Origin of the sequence: Ensifer sp. ENS02 (assembly GCF_014851885.1) — a bacterium.
Taxonomy (GTDB): Bacteria; Pseudomonadota; Alphaproteobacteria; order Rhizobiales; family Rhizobiaceae; genus Ensifer; species Ensifer adhaerens.
In genome coordinates, this window is the sequence record NZ_JACVAO010000073.1 from 1 (window position 1) to 497 (window position 497).

1 protein-coding gene is annotated in these 497 nt (G+C 65.6%); it reads right to left on the bottom strand.

Features of this window, described 5'->3' with window-relative positions; genetic code table 11:
* On the bottom strand, nucleotides 1-452 hold a 452-nt coding region (locus IB262_RS35490; RefSeq protein WP_192494584.1), incomplete at its 3' end, for an amidohydrolase family protein.
* Nucleotides 453-497 lie beyond the last annotated feature (45 nt).

Below are 497 nucleotides of genomic sequence, written 5' to 3' on the forward strand. Positions count from 1 at the left end.
AGCAGCGCCCGGTCATAGAGATGCAGCAGGAACACCGGCGTATCGGGCGCGACCGCGTTGATCTCATCGATCGTCGGCAACCGCTTTTCGGCGAACTGGTGCTCGGTGAAGCCGCCGACGACCCGCACCCATTGCGGCGCCGGCGTGATCGCCACCTGCCGCTTCAGCATGTCCATCGCATCGGCAAGCGAGCGCACGCCGTCCCAGCGCAGCTCCATGTTGAAGTTGAGGCCGCCACGCACGACGTGGGTATGATTGTCGTTCAGGCCCGGCAGGACGCGCTTGCCCTTGAGGTCGATGGTCTTTGTGCCTGAGCCTGCCAGCGCCATGATCGTCCTGTCGTCACCGACAGCGAGGATCAGGCCATCCTTGACGGCAACGGCAGTGGCAGTCGGATTGGCGCGGTCGAGCGTCGTCACGAGGCCGCTGTGAAGGATCAGGTCGGGCGTCATCGAAGTATCTCCGGTCTGTTGGGCGCCGGCGGTGCGGGCCGACGG